The 14,379-nt window shown below is 50.9% G+C and carries 13 protein-coding genes and 4 riboswitches; of the genes, 4 read left to right on the top strand and 9 right to left on the bottom strand.

What is annotated here, in order from left to right; translation table 11 throughout:
* Window positions 1–3 precede the first annotated feature (3 nt).
* The 5 genes from thiE to pulA form a co-directional block, all read right to left on the bottom strand.
* Entirely contained in the window at window positions 4–690 is a 687-nt protein-coding gene (gene thiE, locus KJS65_RS00600; protein WP_213648130.1) for a thiamine phosphate synthase, read from the bottom strand.
* Window positions 687–1,499: a bifunctional hydroxymethylpyrimidine kinase/phosphomethylpyrimidine kinase gene (gene thiD, locus KJS65_RS00595; protein ID WP_213648129.1), complete on the bottom strand. Its 813-nt coding sequence runs from the start codon at window positions 1,497–1,499 to the stop codon at window positions 687–689. The genes thiE and thiD overlap by 4 nt, the downstream gene beginning before the upstream one ends.
* Entirely contained in the window at window positions 1,496–2,329 is an 834-nt protein-coding gene (gene thiM, locus KJS65_RS00590) for a hydroxyethylthiazole kinase (RefSeq protein WP_213648128.1), read from the bottom strand. The genes thiD and thiM overlap by 4 nt, the downstream gene beginning before the upstream one ends.
* The gene (tenA, locus tag KJS65_RS00585; RefSeq protein WP_213648127.1) at window positions 2,326–3,024 is read right to left on the bottom strand and encodes a thiaminase II; all 699 of its coding nucleotides are present in this window, start codon (window positions 3,022–3,024) and stop codon (window positions 2,326–2,328) included. Before tenA ends, thiM begins: the two co-directional genes overlap by 4 nt.
* 128 nt (window positions 3,025–3,152) lie before the next feature.
* A riboswitch (TPP riboswitch) is annotated at window positions 3,153–3,258 on the bottom strand.
* 75 nt (window positions 3,259–3,333) lie between these two features.
* Entirely contained in the window at window positions 3,334–5,676 is a 2,343-nt protein-coding gene (gene pulA, locus KJS65_RS00580) for a type I pullulanase (RefSeq protein ID WP_213648126.1), read from the bottom strand.
* 233 nt (window positions 5,677–5,909) lie between these two features.
* Between pulA and KJS65_RS00575 the strand changes: the two genes are divergently transcribed.
* Entirely contained in the window at window positions 5,910–6,314 is a 405-nt protein-coding gene (locus KJS65_RS00575) for a GtrA family protein (RefSeq protein ID WP_213648125.1), read from the top strand.
* 61 nt (window positions 6,315–6,375) lie between these two features.
* Here the strand turns inward: KJS65_RS00575 and gcvH are convergent, their stop codons facing one another.
* From gcvH to KJS65_RS00555, 4 genes are all read right to left on the bottom strand, one after another.
* Window positions 6,376–6,768: a glycine cleavage system protein GcvH gene (gene gcvH, locus KJS65_RS00570; protein WP_213648124.1), complete on the bottom strand. Its 393-nt coding sequence runs from the start codon at window positions 6,766–6,768 to the stop codon at window positions 6,376–6,378.
* Window positions 6,769–6,827: 59 nt separating this feature from the next.
* Window positions 6,828–7,751, bottom strand: a complete 924-nt coding sequence (sdaAA, locus tag KJS65_RS00565) for an L-serine ammonia-lyase, iron-sulfur-dependent, subunit alpha (protein ID WP_213648123.1) — start codon at window positions 7,749–7,751, stop codon at window positions 6,828–6,830.
* A 7-nt stretch (window positions 7,752–7,758) separates the two neighbouring features.
* On the bottom strand, window positions 7,759–8,433 hold the full coding sequence (gene sdaAB, locus KJS65_RS00560) for an L-serine ammonia-lyase, iron-sulfur-dependent subunit beta (RefSeq protein ID WP_213648122.1): 675 nt from the start codon (window positions 8,431–8,433) through the stop codon (window positions 7,759–7,761).
* 185 nt (window positions 8,434–8,618) lie between these two features.
* Window positions 8,619–8,728: riboswitch (glycine riboswitch) on the bottom strand.
* A 195-nt stretch (window positions 8,729–8,923) separates the two neighbouring features.
* Window positions 8,924–9,760 (bottom strand): ROK family protein, encoded by an 837-nt coding sequence (locus KJS65_RS00555; RefSeq protein WP_213648121.1) that lies wholly within the window; start codon window positions 9,758–9,760, stop codon window positions 8,924–8,926.
* 214 nt (window positions 9,761–9,974) lie between these two features.
* Window positions 9,975–10,071: riboswitch (glycine riboswitch) on the top strand.
* Between the two features lie 3 nt (window positions 10,072–10,074).
* Window positions 10,075–10,210: riboswitch (glycine riboswitch) on the top strand.
* Between the two features lie 207 nt (window positions 10,211–10,417).
* Here KJS65_RS00555 and gcvT point away from each other — a divergent pair.
* From gcvT to gcvPB, 3 genes are read left to right on the top strand one after another with little or no spacing between them, the layout of a single operon-like run.
* Complete coding sequence (gene gcvT / locus KJS65_RS00550) at window positions 10,418–11,539, top strand: glycine cleavage system aminomethyltransferase GcvT (protein WP_213648120.1); 1,122 nt, start codon at window positions 10,418–10,420, stop codon at window positions 11,537–11,539.
* A 17-nt stretch (window positions 11,540–11,556) separates the two neighbouring features.
* Complete coding sequence (gene gcvPA, locus KJS65_RS00545) at window positions 11,557–12,888, top strand: aminomethyl-transferring glycine dehydrogenase subunit GcvPA (RefSeq protein WP_374706163.1); 1,332 nt, start codon at window positions 11,557–11,559, stop codon at window positions 12,886–12,888.
* A complete protein-coding gene (gcvPB, locus tag KJS65_RS00540) occupies window positions 12,885–14,342 on the top strand; it encodes an aminomethyl-transferring glycine dehydrogenase subunit GcvPB (RefSeq protein ID WP_213648118.1) in 1,458 nt (485 codons plus the stop codon). The genes gcvPA and gcvPB overlap by 4 nt, the downstream gene beginning before the upstream one ends.
* Window positions 14,343–14,379: the final 37 nt, after the last annotated feature.

The raw sequence follows: 14,379 nt of genomic DNA, 5'->3' as shown, positions 1-14,379 counted from the left end.
CTATTAATGTGAAAAGGAACTGCCCCGCCGTTCTATCGAAGCGGTAACCTCGCAGACAAGCTTCTGCGCTGCGGCACCATGATCGACCGCCCCTGTAATCGCGGAAATCACGGCAATTCCATCAGCTCCAGCATGGATCACTTCCGAGGCACGCTCCATTGAAATTCCACCAATACCTACGATAGGCAGCGTCACATTCTTCAGCTTCATTTCCCGGATCACGCCAGGTCCCTGGGCCTGCCGGGCATCGTCTTTGGACAAGGTCGGAAAGATCGGCCCAACGCCCATGTAATCCACGATCTGATGATCTGCTAGCTCTGCTTCCTCTATGGAATGAACCGATAATCCCAATATTTTATCTCCGATTCGTTTCCTCACTTGACCCGCCGGCTCATCCTCCTGTCCGATATGAACTCCTTCGGCATCGATTGCAATGGCGAGGTCAACGTCATCATTGATGATGAGCGGGATGCCGAATCTGCGGCATACTGCTTGAATGCGCCTCGCAAGCTCCTCCTTCTTGGTTCCCTTTAGTGCATTCCCGCCCTTTTCCCGGAATTGTACCAGTGTAACTCCGCCGCGGATCGCTTCCTCCACCACGATAGCGGGATCAATTTTGCAATTTGTACTGCCGAGCACAAGATAAAGCCTCAGAGATTCCCTTAACTGTGATACTTCAAGACGGCTCATCGGACAGAGTCCTTTCTGCGGCTGTACGCCCAATGATTCGTTGGCCCATTGCCTTTTCCAATTCCAAGCGTATCCTCAATCGCAGCCTGGATAAAACTGCGGGCCGTAAGGACGGCTTGCATCACGTTCATCCCTTTTGCGAGTTCTGCCGTAATGGCTGCTGAGAAAGTGCAGCCTGTCCCGTGAGTATGCCTTGTTGCAATTCTCCGGCCTTCAAGCAGCGTGAATGAGTATCCGTCATACAGCAGATCCACGACTTTCTCCGTCACTGGATCATGCCCCCCCTTAATCACGACCATACGCGTACCATATTCGGATATCTTTATGGCCGCTTCACGGCGGTCTTCCATGGTCGTAATCGGCATGCCCGCGAGTGCTTCCGCCTCCGGTATATTGGGTGTGACGATCAGTGCTAGCGGAAGAAGTCTGCTCTTCAGCGCGTCAGCAGCATCTTTGCGCAGCAGCTCCGCTCCTCCCTTCGCCACCATCACAGGATCAACAACAACATTCTTCCATCCGAAGACTTCAATCTGGTCAGCCACAGCCTCGATAATATCAGCGCTAAACAGCATTCCTGTCTTGATGGCATCGACACCCAAATCTGTGCCAACTGCGTTGATCTGCTCTGCTACCGCCGCAGCCGTTAAAGGGAATACGCCTTGGACACCGAGCGTATTTTGAACCGTTACTGCCGTAATAGCCGACATCCCAAACGCATTCAGCTCCTGAAATGTTTTGATATCTGCCTGAATTCCTGCGCCTCCGCCGCTATCTGAGCCTGCAACCGTCAATGCTCTGGCTATACTCATTGCAAGAATCCTCTTCCCGCAGAAACCCGGTGACAGATTACCGCCTCTTCCGAAACCGGATATTGATCCATTTCGGATAAGGCATCCAGGAATGCAGATTGGAAGCTGCCCGGCCCACGGTAGCCGGCAGCCTGATAAGCCCGGGCTGCAGCTTCTCCATAAAAAGCCAAAGCCGCAGCTCCGGCTGTCAGCAGATCAGGTTCTACGGCGGCAAATGCACCCATGATGGAGGTCAGCAAACACCCTGTACCCGTTACCTGAGTCATGATCGGATGTCCTCCACGAATGACATAACCTTGCATACCATCCGTAATCACATCTTCCTTTCCTGTAATGGCAACGATGGTGCCCATTCGATTTGCAGCCCGCGCGGCAAGACCAACCGGAGCTTCATCCTCAAGACCGTCCGCATCGACACCCTTGATGGAAGCTGCTTCACCGATCAAGTGAGCGATCTCTGCTGCGTTGCCGCGTACCATGGAGATGCGGACTTCCCGCAATATCTCCAGAGCTGATTTCGTCCGGAATGGGGTGGCACCAGCTCCTACAGGATCAAGGAGAACAGGGACGCCATGCAAATTTGCCGATCGCCCCGCGATAATGGCCGCTTCAACCAATTCTGCGCTAAGCGTGCCCAGATTCAGCACCAAGGCACCCGCTATTTTGGCCATATCTGCTACTTCCTCGCGGGCGTACGCCATCACGGGTGACGCGCCCATTGCAAGCAGTCCGTTTGCTGTGAAATTCGTGACGACCACATTCGTCACGTTATGTACAAGGGGACGCTGCTGCTTGACGATGCGGGGGAGATGCTGCATATCAGAGATCATCGTCCCACCTCTGTTGCTTCCAGCAGGTCAACCGGCCAAGCCTCCAAGGCAAAGGCCATGTCCCAGAACATATACTCCAGCTGACAGCTGGTCAGAAAATGCTCCTTCAGCCGATCTTTACGTGCCTGGGATAAGGACTCTGCCCACTCATCCAGCAAACGGCGCAGCTGCTCCGTAATTCCAAATTCCCTGTCTCCGTAAAAATGCATCCATTCATAAAACGGATGGGATTCATCCGGGTTCACTTCTTCGATTAATTTTTGTCCAATCTCCATATAAGTCCAAGGGCATGGCAGCAATGCAGCAATCACATCTTCCAGTGCACCCTCATGAGCGACATTAAGCATGTGGCGGATATAATGATTGGCAGATGGGGCAAGAGGATATCCTTGCATTTCTTCATAGGTCACGCCTGCAACATAGCAAAAATTCTGATGTGGATGCGTTTCACTATTGAGAATAAACGAGATTTGTTCATTAAAAAGAGCCATGATTGCACGGTCTTCGCATCTGGAGATCGCAATTCCGTAAATTCGGATATAAGCGTTCAGATATTCGAAATCCTGTTTCACATAATGGATCAGCTGTTCCTTTCGTAACGTTCCATCGGCAATTCCCCGGACGAACGGATGATCAAAGATCGCTTGATAGATCGGATCCGCTGCGCTTCTGAGTTCTTCGGTAAAACGGGTCATTTTGAGCACCTCCGTATACATTTGGATGAAATCCATACAGGGAGCACCGGAGCAGCATACAAAAAAGCCGCCCCGAAATGGAGCGGCTTCGCCTATTCATGATGAAAAAAACATCAATCAGAAACATGTGAAGTCCGTCTCCACTTCCCTACGCCGGTATGATCCGGATCAGGTTCAAAGGGTCCAAGCATCCTTGTCTCAGCCGCTCTTAGCGCGGCTCCCCTAGTGGATTTCATATGAAGTTCGATTTCACGTTATACTTTAGCTTCGTTTATACATCTTGTCAAACCCATTTTCCATCATGATCCATCAGCTGATCTTCTTCCAATCATCCGAACCGCTGCGGATTAGAACAGTAATGGCACTTTGGCTGTGGCCCAGCTCAATAAAACAATCCTGGTCCACATCCTTCGCTTCCCAATCATTCAAACGCACGATATAACCGATTCTCTTCACATATGCAGGGACAGTAAAAGAAGCCACAGCTCTGCCATTTTCCGTCCGTTCAAAATCAACCCGCTGTTCGCGGAGTCCGGTGCCCCATACCCACAGGTTCCAGCCGTCATATTTGCCGTCGGGACGCTCGTATTGCACCTCGACTCGTTTGGTTGGCCGCGGCACACCTCCGACTTCTTCGAACAGCACCATCATCGACAATTCCGGTACGCTCACCTGTTCATCCACCAGAAAATCAATCGCCTTGTTTCCGGCATGCTCCTCATTCACCGCAATCTTCCATCCGGTTTTGGAAAAAGGAAGCTCCATCTTAATCTCATGATAGTTGGCATTATAGATCACAACGATATTTTTCCAGACATCACCATTTGCAAAATCCTTCAGCATATACGCCACCGTGTTATCCTGACAGCGGAGTACCTCCAGATGCTTCTCTACCTGCTCCTTTGAAGTCATGCGGAATGCAGGATGCGTTTTTCGAAGGTCGATCAAGCCGCGATAATAATCGAAGACGGGTTTAAATCTCCGCTTATTCTCCCATCGGATCGCATTCACGAGATCACCGCTGCGGTAGCTGTTATGGTCGCCGTATTTCGTGCGCAGCAGCTCATCGCCGGCCTGGATCATGGGAATGCCCTGGGAAGTGAGCACGATTCCATTAGCCAAAATAGCTCTCTTCACGGACTCGCTTTTCATCATATAATCCCTGTCTACGCTTCGGTATGGCTCTGAATGCTTCACAGCTTCCTCCAGGCTTTCTCCGTTCGTCAGCTCACCATTCCGGATCTCCTTGAATCCTGCTTCATTGCGGAGACCCTGCGTGGTCAATACTTTATCCCACAGGTTTAGATTATCGTGCACGGTTACATAGTTAATCGTTTCCAGTGGAGAAGCTGTAAAATCATGCACCGCGCCTTTTACCCCTTCAAGAATTGACGCTTCCATTTCGGGTTGGCCTGTGGCAAAGCCTTTTCCTCCGCCATCGCTATCGCCTTTTATGGCTCCTCTAAAATGATCATTGAATACGGCAAAGCCTTTATTCATTTGGCTGCCCTTCAATGTTTGCTGCTGCAGAGGCGTATCGCCTCCTGTCCATGGCTCACCATAGATTAAAATCGACGGATCAACCTCGCTGTGCAGCTCCCTGGCGATCTGGATAATCGTTTCGGTGTCGATCAATCCCATCAGATCAAACCGGAAGCCGTCGACGTGATATTCCTCCGCCCAGTACCGGACCGAGTCCAAAATGTACTTCCGCACCATCGGCCGCTCCGTCGCCATTTCATTACCAACGCCGGAACCATTCGTCAGTCTTCCCTCAGCATCCCTACGGTAATAATAGCCAGGCACAATCGCCTCAAAAGGCCCGTCTTCCACGCCAAAGGTGTGATTATAAACGACGTCCATAATGACGCGGATACCTTTGCGGTGTAATGCCATGATCATTTCCTTGAACTCAAGAATCCGTACTCCCGGATTTTGCGGATCGGTCGCATAGGATCCCTCAGGCACATTGAAATGCTGCGGGTCATATCCCCAGTTGTATTTCGGTTCGATTGAATCGGGATCATCCACGAGAAGCTCATTCACCGTTTTAAAATCAAATACCGGGAGCAGATGAACATGGGTCACACCAAGCTCCTGCAGATGATCGATACCCACCTTATTTCCTTCCTGGTCCCGAAGACCGGTTTCCGTGAAGGCTTTAAATTTGCCTTTATATTTAAATCCCGATGCCGGATCTGCCGAAAAATCCCGTACATGCAGCTCATACAGCACGGCATCCTGAAGTCCCTCTAACGGTGGCCGCTTTTCTCCCTCCCACCCTGGAGGACTCCAATACTGCAAATCAACAACAGCCGATCTGGCCCCGTTAGCGCTCACCCCCTTGGAATAAGGGTCTGTTACGTAACGAATACTCCCGTCCGGACCTTCTATTTTATACATATAGTATCGACCGGCGAGATCTCCATAGAAACGCAGGAACCAGACACCGGCTTTCCAATTCTTCATACCGATCTCCAGCCCGTCCGTATGAACAGCAACCGCTCCTTGGGCATTATAGCTTCCCGCATCCTGATAGAGAGCCAGCGTTACTTTTACCGCGTCCGGAGCCCAAAGTTTAAAGATGCTTTCTGTTCTGGAGTAATTGCAGCCCAGATCACGGCCATCGTAATAATCTGTTTTTTCATTCATGATTTGTACACCACCATATAATTGACATTCGATGTATGCAAAATCGCCTTCAACACATCCTATGTGTCTTTGTTGCCATTTGCAAGGGTTTATATGCGTTATATCGGCCCAAATTCGAGCTAGCTGAATAGCTTAGGGCATATTTGGGGAGCAGCAGTTGCACAAGGATTCGAAAAAAATACATAATAGAGACAGAAAAGCTAGTGTAGGCTGCCAGGTTGGGAGGAACGGTAATGATTGAAAAAGCGGGCCGGAATGAAGTCAAACGCTTCATTCGCTTTGGCCTTGTCGGCGTAATGAATACAGTGGTGGACTTCATCGTCTTTTTCCTTGTGCATTCCTTTCTCGGCAGCATAGCGGGTCAAATCGTTTCTTATACGGCGGGAATGCTAAACAGCTATTTCTGGAACCGTCGCTGGACCTTCGCACAAAAACGGACACGCGACTATGGTCAAATGCTTCGTTTTACCGCTGTGAATGCGGCCATAGCCGCGGGGACAGCGGTTCTGCTGCATCTGCTGGAAGGCCATCTGCCGCTTGCAGCAGCCAAGCTCCTTGTCACAGCCGCAGGCGTTTTCATTAATTACTTTCTGAGCCGTTCATGGGTATTCCGTCCACATAAAATTGAAGATAAATAGATAAAAAAACGGCGTGCCGGATGACAAAGTCATTCCGGCACGCCGTTTTTTCGCTCAGATATTACTCTTCCAGGAACTTTTCATACTGCTCTGCGCTCAGCAGTGTCGACAGATGCTCATCCAGTTCTCCCGGAACTTCAATCTCTGCCATCCAACCGCCTTCATAAGGCTCGCTATTCACGAGTTCAGGCTCATCATTCAAGTTTGAGTTGATTTTCATGATTTGACCGCCAACAGGGCTGAACAGATCCGATACGGTTTTTACGGATTCAATCGTTCCGATCGTCTCCTCGGCTTTGACTTCTGTGCCTTCATCCGGGAGCTCTACAAACACAATATCACCCAGCTGATGCTGTGCAAAATCACTGATACCGATCCGCACGACGTTTCCGCTTACCTTTTCAACCCATTCATGATCCTTGCTGTACCAACGGTTCTCTTTCACATTGCTCATTCTTTTCAACTCTCCTTTGATTAGTATAATCATCTATGACTAGTACTGTAGATGAGCCATTAATTCATGTCTGACGGCGGCTGCTTGGCTTCTTTGACTTTTCTGCGCCGCTGCTCCACCAATTCTTTCGTCAGCTTCCGCCCCGTAGGTGTTGCGGCCAGGCCGCCCTTGCCAGTTTCCCGGTGTTTGGTCGGCATGGCACTGCCGACTTCCAGCATCACGCCGATAACCTCATCGGCTGGAATAACACTTCCCACGCCGGCCAGAGCCATATCGGCAGCCGCCAGCGCAGTAACAGCACCCAGACCATTGCGCACAATGCAGGGTATTTCCACAAGCCCTGCTACCGGATCGCAGATGAGGCCAAGGCAGTTTTTCAAGGCGAGACCCACAGCGTGAACCGCCTGCTGTGGTGATCCGCCTCTTAGCTCTACCATGGCCCCGGCCGCCATACCAATCGCCGATCCAACCTCAGCCTGGCATCCACCTTCCGCTCCAGAGATGGAAGCGTTATTTGCAATCACAAATCCGATTGCACCGGCAGTGAACAAACCGTGAACCAGCTTGTCGTCATCCCAGCCGAAACGTTCCTGTGTACTGACGAACACGCCAGGGATAATTCCGCATGACCCCGCCGTAGGCGTGGCTATGATTCTGCCCATAGATGCGTTGACTTCGGAAACAGCAAGTGCGTAAGCCATCGCAGTGGCAGAAGGCCCGCCAAGGCATGGTTCGCCCTGCTGCATGTAATCCGCCACTTTTTTAGCGTCTCCGCCCGTCAGTCCGCTTCGTGATTTCGTGTTGCCGGTCAACCCCTTCTGAACGGCCTCCTTCATGACCTGGTAATAATCAGCCATCTGCCGGAATACCTCATCCACAGGGATATTAGTTTCCTTGGCCTGATCCTCCATCATCACTTCAGCAATCGTTTTGTTCTCATTCAGGCAGATGTCTGCCAGCTGTTCCAGCGTCTCAAATCTCATCGGTCAACTAGCTCCTTTGGGTCAAGTCTATCATCGTCACTTCCAGAATAAACGGCTGATTCGTCATCTCTTTGATGATGTTCTCCGCAGGGGCAGAATCCAGCTCAAACACCGTCATGGCTGCTCCGCTGCGTCCCTTGCGGTCCACATCCATATACCCGATATTGATTCCTTCCCGGCTGAGCAGAGCCGTCAGGCTGGCAAGCACTCCCTGGCTATCAGAGTGGGTGACGGCGATCGTTGGATATTCTCCGGTAATCTGTACATCAAAACCGTTCAGGGAGTAAACAGCAATCGTGCCGCCGCCGATGGAAGCTGCAACAATCTCCGCCTTGCTCTCTCCCGCCCAAAGTGTGATTTTTACAGAGTTCGGGTGAGGTCCGTTGCCTTTTCCCTGCACCCATTCCATGCTCATGCCGGCCTTTTCTGCTTCGATATCCGCTTCGGGAATCCGTTCATCATCCGTATCAAAATTAAGTAATCCGGCCGTTAAAGCCAAATCCGTTCCATGTCCCCAATACGTTTCTGCAAAAGATCCGAACAGCGTGATCTGCGCCTTCTCCGGCTGACTGCCGAGCAGCTGGCGGGCCACTCTTCCGATGCGCACGGCACCGGCGGTATGGGAACTGGAAGGTCCTACCATGGACGGACCAATGATGGAAAATACATTTTTGAATCTCAAGGTCTTCCACGCTCCTGTAATGATATTGAAGTCAGGATATTGTTAAGTCTTCGCATGGCAGCAAAAAAAGGACAGCAAAAAAAGGTATGCAGCACCTTTTCTCTGTCCCTTGTACCTGAGAGTTTAAACGGAAATTCAACGTTTCCGCGTTCCCCTTGGGTGGCTGACGCTCTCTCCAGAGCCGCGTCCGGCGACGGTTCCTTGTACCTGAGAGATTAGCTGCCTGTATGTGCGTACCTGCAGCTTGCTCCTTCGGTGCCGCCCGTTACAGGGCAGTCTCTCCCGTTCGCTTTCATCCGCTAATATATGGAAATCCATGATATCCTGGAACCATTTACAATCCTATTCCCCTTAAGAATAAAGCAGAGCGAACAGCGGTGTCAATATAACACAACCCCCATTTTGATGTTTCGCCGAAATCCCCTTTTCAAGATATACGTAATGATAATATTTGAAGTCTCCGCTTCCTTATCCATCAGTAAATTCCCGCCTAAAGCTGCATGCCGCTGCGCATATATTCCATAGCTCCGAGAGCTACAATGCGTTTGTTGTCTTTTGCCGGAGTGATCAAGCAGTGGCCGAACATATCCGGCAGTGTATGTTTTTCGGCGGTTTCAAGCGCCTGCTCCATATAACCGGGATAAGTAGCCGTGCTTCCACCGATCACGATTACATCCGGATTGAACAGATGTATCACATTCGTCAAAGCCAGCCCGAAGTGAACCCCCGCCTTGGCCAGCAGCTTCTCTGTGCCTGGATCCTTGCTGCTTATCCGTTCGAGAAATTCCTCGATACCGCATCCTGCCTGCATCAAAATTCCGATACCACCTGCCAGACTGTCCAATGTTTTCGGTCCGTTTTCCGTTGGTATTACACAATAACCCAGTTCTCCGGCAAAGCCGTGCGCCCCTGTAAACATGCGTTCTTTCGAATAAACGCCCAGCGCAATACCGGAACCCGCCATAATAACAGCAATCGTGTCCTTGTCTGTATAATGGACGGTTTCCGCCACCGTAGCAGCTTTGACATCATTGATAAACCGGACCGGAAATCTTCCCCCGCCAAAATAATCTGTCGTTATGCCTGTCAATGAACGGATATCCGAAAGCTTCACCCGGCTATCTCCCTCCACAAGACCCGGCACTGCCATACCTAGACCCTCAGGCACAAAAGGCAGACCCTCAAGGAAGGTATCAATATCATGCTTCAGCTGCTCCCTGGGACAATCCAGCCCCGTCGGTACTTTCTGTTCCACATGCTCCCCGTTCACCTGCGCATAAAGATACATTTTCGTACAACCGATATCGACACCGACCACTCTCTCCACGCTTGATCCCTCCCGGAATAAATAAATCGTGTTTGCTTGGATGACTGTATAAACATTGTAACGTGTCCATATAGAAATCAATACAGTAAAATGGATGAAAATCCGTATTTTTACTTAATACTCCTCCTTGCCGCTGATCATGCCTCCTCCTATAATCTTGTTGACATTACAGTGGCCTTTGAGTATTAATGATATTAAGACAATTCAATAGCGGATGAAGGTAATGGGAGAGATTACTGAACTTTAGTGACGCCGAAGGAGTAAGCCCTTGCAAGGGTGAATCTCTCAGGCAAAAGGACCATTATTGGACGCATCTCTGGAGAGAATTCTTAAGCGAAAGAATCACCCAAGGGGAAATTTGCTGGCCGGTGCAGGAATCGTATGGACGCCTTTTGTTATCCCTTTTTTGCCCGGAATCAGCAAGGTAACTCTCAGGTACCAAGGACAGAGCATGAAGATCAGTATGCCGTAAAAAAGGCATGCTTGTTCTTCTGCCTGTCCTTTTTGTGTTACGTAAAACGTAAACCGACGTAATGCTTTTGCAGACGCATGGACCGCTTTTAGAGGTAGTTTTTCTTGCAATTAAAGAATTGATCAGCTTTGTTGAAAATGTATTAATTTTATATTTCCCAAAAATAAAAAAGAGAAGGTGATCTCGTGTCCGAGCTTAAACGAACCCCGCTTTACCCTCTTTATGCCGAAATATCCGGATTACGCTGCATCGATTTTGGCGGCTGGGAGCTGCCTGTTCAGTTCAGCGGTATTCATAAAGAGCATGAGGCTGTCCGTGAAGCCGCCGGTTTATTCGATGTATCGCATATGGGTGAATTCATGGTGAGTGGTCCTCAGGCTGAAAGCTTTATCCAGCATGTGACTGTCAACGATGTAACTACCCTTACCCCCGGACAGGCGCAGTACAGCGCGATGTGTTATCCGGATGGCGGCGTGGTCGATGATCTGCTGGTCTACAAGCTGGGCGAGCAGTCTTACATGCTGGTCGTGAATGCATCGAACCTGGATAAGGACTGGGAATGGCTGCAGCAGCATCTTGTGGATGGTGTTCAAATGACTAATGAGTCTGAAGGAACAGCTCTCCTTGCGCTTCAGGGACCCAAAGCTAAAGAGATTCTCGCTCCGCTCGTTGATACGGATCTTGCTCAGCTCGGGGCGTTTCACTTCCTGCAGCAAGTCCCCCTCCTCGGCGCATCTGTCCTCATCTCACGCACCGGTTACACCGGCGAAGATGGCTTTGAGATTTACCTGCCTGCTGGAGATGCTCCCGCTGTATGGAAGGGACTGCTTGAACACGGCGGCGCCCATGGTCTTCTTCCTGCTGGACTCGGTGCCCGCGATACGCTCCGTTTTGAAGCCAAGCTGCCTCTTTACGGACAAGAGCTGTCCCGAGATATCTCTCCGCTGGAAGGCGGCATTGGCTTTTTCGTGAAGCTGAACCAAGCTGATGATTTTATTGGCAAAGAAGCCCTCCGGCAGCAAAAAAATGATGGTGTACCACGAAAATTGGTTGGTATCGAAATGATCGATCGGGGAATCCCGCGTTCGCATTATCCGGTATATTCCGGTGAAACGCAGATAGGTGAAATTACTACAGGAACGCAGTCTCCCACGCTAAAGCGCAATCTGGGGCTTGCTCTGATTGAGAGTGGTCATGCCGCAATAGGCACACAGGTTGAAGTGGATGTCCGCGGCAAACGACTGAAAGCTGAAGTTGTAAGTGTCCCCTTTTATAAAAGAGCCCAAAAAGGAGCTGACTCCAAGTGAAGCACCGTTATCTGCCTATGACCGAGCAGGATCAGCAGGATATGCTGAAAACCGTCGGAGTGAACTCTATTGAAGAGCTGTTTAAAGATATTCCTGAAGAAATTCGTTTTAAGGGCGAACTGCCTGTCTCCAAAGGTTTGGACGAATATGCCCTCACCAGCCATTTATCCGCACTAGCCGCCAAAAACGCCAATACTGACCAGTATCCAAGCTTCCTTGGTGCCGGCCTGTATGACCATCATGTTCCCTCAGTGATTAACCATGTCGTTTCGAGATCCGAATTCTACACTGCTTATACGCCTTATCAGCCTGAGGTCAGCCAAGGCGAGCTGCAGGCCATTTTTGAATTTCAATCTTATATTTGTGAGCTGACAGGCATGGCTGTAGCCAACGCCAGCATGTATGACGGTGCAACCGCTCTTGCTGAAGCCGGTTCGCTGGCAAGTGCCGCCACCAAGCGCAGCAAGCTCGTGGTTTCCACAGCAGTTCATCCAGAATCCAGACAGGTGCTTCTCGCCTATGCGCATGGTCTTGGGCTTGAAATCATTGAGGTGGGCACGAAAAATGGCGTGACGGATATGGATGAGCTTGCGAAGGCTATTGCTGATGACACCGCAGCCGTTCTGGTGCAAAATCCAAACTTCTTCGGCTCGATCGAGGATCTCGCTTCCATCGGTGAACTGGTGCATGCTCAAAAGGGCCTCATGATCGTAAGTACGAATCCAATATCTCTTGGACTTCTGGAAGCCCCCGGCAAGCTTGGCGCAGACATCGTCGTCGGAGATGCACAGCCGCTTGGCATTTCTTCCTCCCTCGGCGGTCCGACATGCGGATTCTTCGCTGTTTCGAAGGATCATATGCGCAGAATGCCAGGCCGGATTGTAGGCCAGACCGTCGACCGAAACGGCAAGCGTGGCTTCGTGCTGACGCTGCAGGCCCGTGAACAGCATATCCGCCGTGAGAAGGCGACCTCGAACATCTGCTCAAACCAAGCGCTGCTTGCGCTCTGCGCTTCCGTATACATGTCTGTAATGGGCAAGCAGGGGATGATCGAGGTCAGCCAGTTGAATCTGCAAAAAAGCCATTATGCCGCAAAGCGCCTTGCAGATGTGCCTGGAGTGACAATGCCGTTTACATCCCCTTACTTCAACGAGTTTGTTGTTAAACTGCCTGATGGCGTTTCCGCTTCCGCTGTAAATTCCAAACTGCTGAAAGAAGGCTTCCTCGGTGGATATGACCTGGGCCGCTCTTATCCGGAGCTGGAAGGCCATATGCTGATTGCTGTCACGGAACGCAGAACCAAAGAACAGATAGACCAATTCGCATCACGGCTGGAGGGCTGTTTATGATACAGGAAAAAGCATTGATATTTGAGCTCAGTCACCCCGGCCGCATTGCCTATTCCCTGCCGGAACTCGACGTGCCTGCCCTGGATGCTGCGTCCGTCATTCCAGCCTCCATGCTGCGCAGCGAGCCTGCGGCTTTGCCAGAGGTTTATGAAGTGGATGTCATCCGCCATTACACGGAGCTCTCTCGCCGCAATTTCGGTGTGGATAACGGGTTCTACCCTTTGGGCTCCTGCACGATGAAATATAATCCGAAGGTCAATGAAGATGTGGCCCGTTATGCCGGATTTGCTAAAATTCACCCTTATCAGCCAGAGGAAAGCATTCAGGGAGCTTTGGAGCTGCTGTACCAGCTGCAGGTAGACTTGGCCGGACTCACAGGCATGGATGCAGTCACGTTGCAGCCTGCTGCCGGTGCTCACGGCGAGTGGACCGGTCTGATGATGATCCGCGCTTATCATGAAAGCCGCGGAGAGCATCGCGATAAGGTCATCGTACCTGATTCGTCACATGGTACTAATCCGGCAAGTGCTTCCGTTGCCGGCCTACAGACCATTACCATTCCGTCTACGGATAAAGGCCTTGTCGATCTGGATGCACTCCGCGCAGCTGTAGGAAGCGACACGGCTGCCCTGATGCTGACCAATCCGAATACGCTTGGTCTGTTCGAAGAACAAATTCAGGAGATTGCTGCTATCGTTCATGAAGCTGGCGGTCTGCTGTACTATGACGGCGCCAACTCCAATGCCATTATGGGTATTACCCGTCCTGGCGATATGGGCTTTGACGTTGTGCATTTGAACCTCCATAAAACGATGAGCACGCCGCATGGCGGCGGGGGTCCCGGAGCTGGTCCAGTCGGCGTGAAGAGCCTGCTCGTACCGTTCCTTCCGCGTCCATTCGTTTCAAAAACTGAACATGGAGCATTCACTCTTGAAGGCGGGAACGACCAATCTATCGGCCGTGTGAAGGCTTATTACGGTAACTTCGGTATCCTGGTGCGTGCTTACACCTATATGCGAAGCTATGGTCCGGAAGGTCTGCGCCGCGTATCCGAATGCGCTGTGCTGAACGCCAACTACATGATGAAACGACTCGAGCCTTATTTCGATGTACCCTATCCGGGCATCTGCAAGCATGAGTTTGTTATGTCCGGTACACCGCTGAAACAATACGGGATACGCACCTTGGACGTCGCGAAGCGGCTGCTCGATTTCGGGTATCATCCGCCAACCATTTACTTCCCGCTTAACGTGGAGGAGTGCATGATGATCGAACCGACGGAAACAGAAAGTAAAGATACCCTGGATGCGTTCATTGATACAATGATTCAAATTGCCAAGGAAGCCGAAGAGCAGCCGGAACTGCTCCTGAATGCCCCTTACGATACGCCGGTTACCCGTCTGGACGAAACGACAGCGGCACGCAAGCCGGTTCTGAACTGTGCCTGCAGCTGAGTAATCAGCCGGATATAAACCAAGTCGAAGAGTAGAT

The organism is Paenibacillus sp. J23TS9 (assembly GCF_018403225.1).
In the GTDB taxonomy this organism is placed as follows: Bacteria; Bacillota; Bacilli; order Paenibacillales; family Paenibacillaceae; genus Paenibacillus_AQ.
The sequence above is the reverse complement of the archived record's forward strand: the minus strand, read 5'-3'. Positions and strand labels throughout refer to the sequence as shown.

Bases quoted from the DNA above. Each gene is read 5' to 3' on its own strand.
- thiD (WP_213648129.1), bottom strand. From the start codon at position 1,499: ATGAGTATAGCCAGAGCATTGACGGTTGCAGGCTCAGATAGCGGCGGA.
- tenA (WP_213648127.1), bottom strand. From the start codon at position 3,024: ATGACCCGTTTTACCGAAGAACTCAGAAGCGCAGCGGATCCGATCTAT.
- gcvH (WP_213648124.1), bottom strand. From the start codon at position 6,768: ATGAGCAATGTGAAAGAGAACCGTTGGTACAGCAAGGATCATGAATGG.
- sdaAA (WP_213648123.1), bottom strand. From the start codon at position 7,751: ATGAGATTTGAGACGCTGGAACAGCTGGCAGACATCTGCCTGAATGAG.
- thiM (WP_213648128.1), bottom strand. From the start codon at position 2,329: ATGATCTCTGATATGCAGCATCTCCCCCGCATCGTCAAGCAGCAGCGT.
- pulA (WP_213648126.1), bottom strand. From the start codon at position 5,676: ATGAATGAAAAAACAGATTATTACGATGGCCGTGATCTGGGCTGCAAT.
- KJS65_RS00575 (WP_213648125.1), top strand. From the start codon at position 5,910: ATGATTGAAAAAGCGGGCCGGAATGAAGTCAAACGCTTCATTCGCTTT.
- thiE (WP_213648130.1), bottom strand. From the start codon at position 690: ATGAGCCGTCTTGAAGTATCACAGTTAAGGGAATCTCTGAGGCTTTAT.
- gcvPB (WP_213648118.1), top strand. From the start codon at position 12,885: ATGATACAGGAAAAAGCATTGATATTTGAGCTCAGTCACCCCGGCCGC.
- gcvPA (WP_374706163.1), top strand. From the start codon at position 11,557: ATGACCGAGCAGGATCAGCAGGATATGCTGAAAACCGTCGGAGTGAAC.